Origin of the sequence: Aphanizomenon sp. CS-733/32 (assembly GCF_028330045.1) — a bacterium.
GTDB lineage: Bacteria > Cyanobacteriota > Cyanobacteriia > Cyanobacteriales > Nostocaceae > Dolichospermum > Dolichospermum gracile.
The window spans coordinates 1-6,829 of record NZ_JAQMSE010000190.1; the positions used below are offsets into that span (position 1 = coordinate 1).

Sequence of the window (6,829 nt, forward strand, 5' to 3'; positions counted from 1 at the left end):
TCTTTATTTTGCCAAGCACTTAATATTTTCTGTCTTATATCAATCGAATATGCTGCTGCCATACATCTCAATTATTTTATTTTTTTTACATCTTTAAAGTTTACCATCTTTGTACCGCGTTTGATCTCAAACTGCTGTAAGTGAGAATTGCAATTTCTGTACAAAAATACGTCACAAGTTTAGCAAATTAAAGATTGAAGATTATGGATTCTAAGGCTATCATTTTATCAGCAATTTTGGGAATTTCCACACCTGCAATTATGGATACGGCTATTCCTCACCAAGCTATGGCTGTACAAAAGTTTAATTATCCCAATAATACATTTAGTGATCAAGAGTGGACGGTGACTTTAAAGTTTACCAATAACTCCTATCAATACTATGGGAAGCATATTCCCAAAAATACTTCTATTAATTTATCTGGTGTTGTTACTTCTGGTTCTCACGAACGTCAAATTTATACTTGGAATAATAATGGAACAAAATATCAAGTTACTTACCGACCAAATGATCCCAATTATATTCGTGTTCAGGTAATTGATAGAGGTAAAGTCGTTTTAAATCGGTTACTTCAAGTTACACAATAAAATTGTTATGGCGGTTTTTATAGCAGGAGTCGGAAGTCAGTAGTAAAACCCCACCCCCAACCCCCTCCCCGCAAGCAAGGAGGAGGCTTATAAGGTGTTGGTAATAGGACAGATTATTCCGCCCAGGCGATTAATCTGGGTTCATAGGGACTAGAGAGGTATTGATTTCGAGGTAGGACACGCAAAGATAAACCTTGCAAACCAGAGGTTGTGTAGGTGATATTTGCGGTATAAAGACTGGAATTTTCTGGATCTTGTCCTTGATAATCCATGATTACAGGTACAGCATTGACAATATCACCGTTTGCATCTATAGAGCCTTGATATAGTTCTACTTGCACATCATCATTTTTCAAAGTTGCTAAATCTACCTTAGCTTTCACCGCTACAGTTTGATTAACTTCAATGTCTGATGCTGCGGATACGTCAACATCTTTGATTTTGATGTTAAACCAGTGTTCACCTAATTTTGCTCTCCAAGCGGCTAATTCCTTGGCTGGGCTATAATTATCAACGGTGAGGGTATGATAGCGATCGCTCGCCGGGAAATAAGCTCTCATTGCATATTCTCGCACCATCCGGGCTGTATTAAAGAAAGGACAATTCAACCGAATCGCATCTTTCATTTTTGCTACCCAAGGACGAGGCAAACCATCACCATCACGATGATCATAGAATAGGGGAATAACTTCCTTTTCTAACAACTCATAGAGGGCGTTAGCTTCTATTTCATCTTGGTAATTAGGATCATCATAGTTTTCACCATGTCCTATCGCCCAACCGGTGCGAACATAGTCCGCTTCGTCCCACCAACCATCAAGAACACTGAGATTTGGCAAACCATTCATAGCAGCTTTCATGCCACTTGTCCCCGAAGCTTCACGGGGACGACGGGGAGTATTTAACCAGATATCACAACCTGCTACCATTAAGCGGGCGATGTGAATATCGTAGTTAGGGACAAATACCACCTGTTTTTCTAAATGGTGTTCACGGATAAAGCGGTTAATATCCCGAATTAATTCTTTACCAGGAATATCTTTAGGATGTGCTTTCCCAGCAATCACAAACTGCACCTTGCGGTTTTTGTTAGCGAGTAAAATCTTTTTAATTCTTTCCAAATCACGCATCCAGAGAGTAGCGCGTTTGTAAGTAGCAAAACGACGGGCAAAGCCAATTGTGAAAACGTTAGGATCAAGCACCTCTTGTGCCTGAACAATATCAGAAGCGGAAGCACCGCGATCGCGCAAATGTTTGACTAAATGTTCTCGAACATACAACACCATATCCAAACGGCAGCGCTCGTGATTCCGCCATAACTCCTCATCGGGAATTGCATCCATGCGTTCCCACAATTGGCTATCTGGTGGTGCTGATGACCAGTTTGGACCCAGATAGCGATCGTATAGCTCTTGCGTAGATTTACTTACACAGCTGCGGGCATGGACACCGTTAGTAATGGCGGCAATTGGCACTTCTTCCACAGGAACTTTCTGCCACAAACCTTGGAACATCTGCCGGGAAACAACACCATGCAATTGTGCCACACCATTAGAGAATGTCGCCATCTTCAGTGCTAAAACTGCCATACTGAAAGGTGCAGACAAATCACCAGTATTTTCTCGTCCCAAACCTAAAAACTGCTCTTTCGGTAAACCAAAAATATCTGCATAGTAACCCAAATAATGCAAGATCTTATCAGGAGCAAACAAGTCAATTCCCGCGGGAACTGGAGTGTGGGTAGTGAAAATATTACTAGAAGACACCACCTGTTTAGCTTCTCTGTAATTCAGTCCTTTTTCCTGAATCAAAATGCGAATGCGTTCTAAAGCTGAGAAAGCCGCATGACCTTCATTCATGTGGTAAGCAGTGACTTCATAGCCCAAGGCTTTGAGCATTTGCACCCCACCTATCCCCAGCATAATCTCCTGATGGATACGCATATCTATATCACCACCATATAACTGATCGGTGATATCGTGGTCGTAAGCCTTATTCGGCTCAATATTAGTATCAAGCATATACAGAGGTACGGTTCCCACCTGAACACGCCACACCCGTGCATATACCTTACGTCCAGGATAATCTACCGCAATCCGTAATTCTGTACCATCGGGGTTGCGTTCCAAATGCAAGGGCATATTATGGAAATCATTGATGAGGTAGCGTTCCTGCTGCCAACCATCAGCATTAAGATACTGGGCAAAGTAGCCTTGTTGATATAATAAGCCCACACCCACCAAAGGTAATCCCAAATCACTCGCAGATTTCAGGTGATCTCCTGCGAGTACACCCAAACCACCTGAATAGATAGGTAAGCAATCTACTAACCCAAATTCAGCAGAAAAATAGGCGTAACATTCCTTCTGATGCTGATTTTTTTGTTTTTTATACCAAGTGTATTCCTGCAAATAATCTTCTAACTGCCGCGCTGCTCGATCTACTTGCGCTAAAAAGCCTTCATCTTCAACAACTTCTAATAGTCGGCTTTGACTAATAGTTCCCAGCATCAATACTGGATTATGGTGGGTAGATTCCCATAAATCAGGATCTAAACGCCGAAATAGGTCTTTGCTCTCCACATTCCAATCAAAATGGAGATTATAGGCTAGTTTCCGCAGGGGTTCTAGTCTGGAGGGTAGTGAAGGAGATACATTAAAAGTACGAATTGGCTGCATAGTTTAGAAAAACTTTAAGTTCAGCTATGGATATTGTTTACTGTTTTTACCTAATATTGCCAACTCTTTATACCGTATTTGTCAACGTTTGATGACTTTGTTAAGAATTGGCAACTATTTAATTTCTAGAGATAAACATGAAACTAAAAGGTGTCCTGAGTCTACGGGGTTTCCTGATTTATGGCTAAAGTTTTAGTAAAATTTAATTATCTGCTGTGTATATAGGCAAAATAGCGATCGCAAAGTGCTACTGCAAACAGGTCACAAAGCTCTGTTACCAGTAGATCACTTCACAGTTTTGTCCAAACTTAATTAAAACAAATTAAATTTTATTGATTGAGTAAATCTAAATCCAAGATTCCCAACTTCTTTCACAAGTCAGGGATCTAAATATATTACAGCAAATTGCAGATTAATGAAGTACACGCTCTAAATTCAAAGCCGAACAGTAACCCATTTTTACTGCTGAATTCTGCTGTATTTATTACCTTAATACGCCTTATGTGAGTTAAAAACATTGTGGTTTTATTAGGGTTTCCAGAGTTCTCTAGAACGATAATTCCAGAATCATCAACGGTATTACAAGGGTTTCCGCATTTAATTCACATAAGCCGTTTAATCTTTTTTGATAAAACTTGTTCACCCAATCGAAAATATGTTATGCTTAATAGCAATTGCTCCCAAACAACAATTCTGTAATTGGAAATGTAATTTACTTAGTCTATAAATCATTTGTGTGCAACATGATTAGAGCCGTATACTCTACAAGTTATTTACAAGAAAGCCGCCACAGCAGTCGCGGTAGTGCCTTCTTGTTTGCACCAATGGTGAATTTTAACATCATGGCAGATGTGGGAGACACTCCACCATAGTAGTTTTTATTTAAAAATAATCATCCCAATTGAATAAAAATCAAATTGTGACACAAAAGAAGTGATTCTAGCACTATTAATACCTACGGAAATTCATTGTTGTGAAAACACAAATATTTAAGACAATTTGTGGAAAAAACATAGCAAAAATTCCTGGTAATTGATCTGCATGAATATTTCTGTATTCGTAGTTGCATTACCAACTGTCTCAACTTTCCCGATACAGTAAAAGTTGATATGTTTACCAAATTAATCTCATCAGTAGTTTGACAAAATTAACTTCAATCAGGTTATCAGAGAACAAAAAACAGTGTGTGTCATTAGTTCTGTCCAATTACTTGCCGAGAGATTAACTGAGACTAACTACTGCTATGCACTGATATTAGCTAGTGAATTTATGCAACCCAGAAAAAGGTGATTAACGTTGCTGATTAATTCAATAGAGGTGCATATAAAAATGAGTCTAAACTTAGATCAAATAACTTATTTAGACATCATTGCAAAACTGTTTAAATCGAGATTTTTTCAGTAATTGAGTACACAATTGACAACTGTAGGCAAACTTATGTATTGCCATAATTGGGAACTTTGTAGATATTTTGGGAGTCTTATGGATGAATTTGCTTGCTTCTAGTATTGAGGAAGATTATCTTTTATCTTCCTGAATTCCTTCTGTCTTAGAAATGATTTATTGATGAGATATGTATCATGATTGAACAAAAATATCCTGCAAAAATTCAAAGATTTCAAGAACTATTAATCACTACTTTATTGGGAGATTTACCAACAATTGCAATGGGACCACAGCTAAGAAGATTGGTATATCAAAATATTTTTGGCAGCATGGGTAATAAAGTTTTTATTCAACATGGAGTGGAAATAACTGGAAGTTCATTTATTGAAATTGGGAATGGAGTGAATATCTTCAAGGGTGTGCGTTTAGATGCCAAAGGACATCAAAACAATAGAATATATATTAGTAATCAAGTCACAATTGAGCGAAATGTGGACATTGGATGCATGGATAATACTTCTATATATATTGATGAAAATACTTATATAGCTCCTGGCGTGTGTATTGCTGGTCAGGGAGATATCCGCATTGGTAAAAACTGTATGATAGCTTCTCATTGTGGCATCTATGCCAATAATCATGTTTTTACAGACTTGTTACTACCCATGAAACAGCAGGGTGTGACTCGTGAGGGAATTACTATTGAAGATGACTGTTGGCTAGGACATGGTGTGACTGTATTAGATGGAGTTACCATTGGTGAAGGTAGCATTATTGGTGCAGGTGCAGTAGTCAATAAAGATATTCCCCCTTATTCCATTGCGGTAGGTGTACCAGCAAAAGTTATCAAACATCGTGTTGCCAATGTAATAGGTAATAGGTAATGGGTAATAGGTAATGGATAATAGATATTTCCCCTACTCCCCCTACTCCCCTTTACCTGGGATGGAACCTCTCTTTCATGGTTAACTAATAACACAGATGTGGGATGCGATCGCCATGACCCCAAAAATGTTAAATTAATATATGTATTAGCAAAGGTCGAATAAATGACGAAATTTATACATGACCAATTCGCCAAAGATTATTTAGAAGAACTGCTAAAACCTTATGGAAAAGTAGAAGCACCCAGTCATGTATCTGGAGAAGTACGGGAAATAGACGTATTATTTACACCATTTCTTGAACAAAAAGCGGATATAGCATCATTAGGTTTATTAGGTAAACTAGCCACCACACTAGCCATATTTGAACCATTTCGCAACCCAGCCTCAACAGAAGAAATCAGGACTTACGCAAAATGTCTCTCAAATCCTCATTTCTCCGTGACCTCTGTGCCTCTGTGGTTCGTTATTCCATGAATCTTGCGTAAGTCCTATTACTTTACAACCTGCAACAGAACTTGAGAATAAATCAAAGTCCAGAAATAGAAGCAGAAGATAGGGAGTTGATTATGAGATTAGCACCACTTTATCAACAAGAGCGAGAACTCGCTAGACAAGAAGGACTACAAGAAGGACTGCAACAAGGAGAACAACTTCTGATTATCCGTCAGTTAAATCGCCGCATTGGTACAATGGACTCATCATTGATTCAACAAGTCCAAAAATTACCGGTTGCACAACTGGAGGAATTAGGAGAAGCCTTGTTAGATTTTACCTCAGTTACAGATTTACAAACTTGGTTACAATCTGTTAGCTAATCTTTTTCAAAAGACCGTTTATGATGTTTTCATGACTTTATGAAGAATTAAAAACTTTTTGATTTTTCCCGCCGAAAATTGGGATTTGGGGCTTGACAATTGATTTTGAATTTGTTATCATGGGATTGATAAGGAAGAACTATCTTAAAATTCTATTTAATAAACATAGGCCGAGTTTAAAGATGCTTGACACAAAACCCTTGTAGTAGAGGCGTTCCATGGAACGTCTCTACTTTTTTGGAGATGTCTATTGAATTGTGCAGAACCGCTTACCATCATGGAGGCGGTTGTTTTTTGGCATAAACAGACGAGATATGAGAGTTTTCGGTAAAATATTTAGGACTTACGCACTGTACAAATTCACCATGATGTGCATGAACGAAAATCCCTCGTTTCAGGCTTTTGGTGATTAACTTCTGCTCAATAGCGAGCGCTCAAAAATCATCAAAAAATCACGTTAAAATGCCCGAAACCCA

Annotated in this window: 6 protein-coding genes; 5 read left to right on the forward strand and 1 reads right to left on the reverse strand. The window is 38.3% G+C overall.

Features of this window, described 5'->3' with window-relative positions; all coding sequences use genetic code 11:
• Positions 1-203: 203 nt before the first annotated feature.
• On the forward strand, positions 204-587 hold the full coding sequence (locus tag PN471_RS15260; RefSeq protein WP_271777581.1) for a hypothetical protein: 384 nt from the start codon (positions 204-206) through the stop codon (positions 585-587).
• Positions 588-700: 113 nt separating this feature from the next.
• Here the strand turns inward: PN471_RS15260 and glgP are convergent, their stop codons facing one another.
• On the reverse strand, positions 701-3,265 hold the full coding sequence (gene glgP, locus PN471_RS15265) for an alpha-glucan family phosphorylase (RefSeq protein WP_271777582.1): 2,565 nt from the start codon (positions 3,263-3,265) through the stop codon (positions 701-703).
• Positions 3,266-4,008: 743 nt separating this feature from the next.
• Between glgP and PN471_RS15270 the strand changes: the two genes are divergently transcribed.
• The 4 genes from PN471_RS15270 (at position 4,009) to PN471_RS23495 (ending at position 6,353) form a co-directional block, all read left to right on the forward strand.
• A complete protein-coding gene (locus tag PN471_RS15270; protein ID WP_255540000.1) occupies positions 4,009-4,137 on the forward strand; it encodes a hypothetical protein in 129 nt (42 codons plus the stop codon).
• Positions 4,138-4,845: 708 nt separating this feature from the next.
• Complete coding sequence (locus PN471_RS15275) at positions 4,846-5,535, forward strand: acyltransferase (protein ID WP_271777583.1); 690 nt, start codon at positions 4,846-4,848, stop codon at positions 5,533-5,535.
• Between the two features lie 165 nt (positions 5,536-5,700).
• The gene (locus PN471_RS23490) at positions 5,701-6,012 is read left to right on the forward strand and encodes a hypothetical protein (protein ID WP_442867160.1); all 312 of its coding nucleotides are present in this window, start codon (positions 5,701-5,703) and stop codon (positions 6,010-6,012) included.
• A 41-nt stretch (positions 6,013-6,053) separates the two neighbouring features.
• Positions 6,054-6,353, forward strand: a complete 300-nt coding sequence (locus PN471_RS23495; protein WP_370567227.1) for a DUF4351 domain-containing protein — start codon at positions 6,054-6,056, stop codon at positions 6,351-6,353.
• Positions 6,354-6,829 lie beyond the last annotated feature (476 nt).

Bases quoted from the DNA above. Each gene is read 5' to 3' on its own strand.
- PN471_RS23490 (WP_442867160.1), top strand. From the start codon at position 5,701: ATGACGAAATTTATACATGACCAATTCGCCAAAGATTATTTAGAAGAA.
- PN471_RS15270 (WP_255540000.1), top strand. From the start codon at position 4,009: ATGATTAGAGCCGTATACTCTACAAGTTATTTACAAGAAAGCCGCCAC.
- PN471_RS15275 (WP_271777583.1), top strand. From the start codon at position 4,846: ATGATTGAACAAAAATATCCTGCAAAAATTCAAAGATTTCAAGAACTA.
- PN471_RS15260 (WP_271777581.1), top strand. From the start codon at position 204: ATGGATTCTAAGGCTATCATTTTATCAGCAATTTTGGGAATTTCCACA.
- glgP (WP_271777582.1), bottom strand. From the start codon at position 3,265: ATGCAGCCAATTCGTACTTTTAATGTATCTCCTTCACTACCCTCCAGA.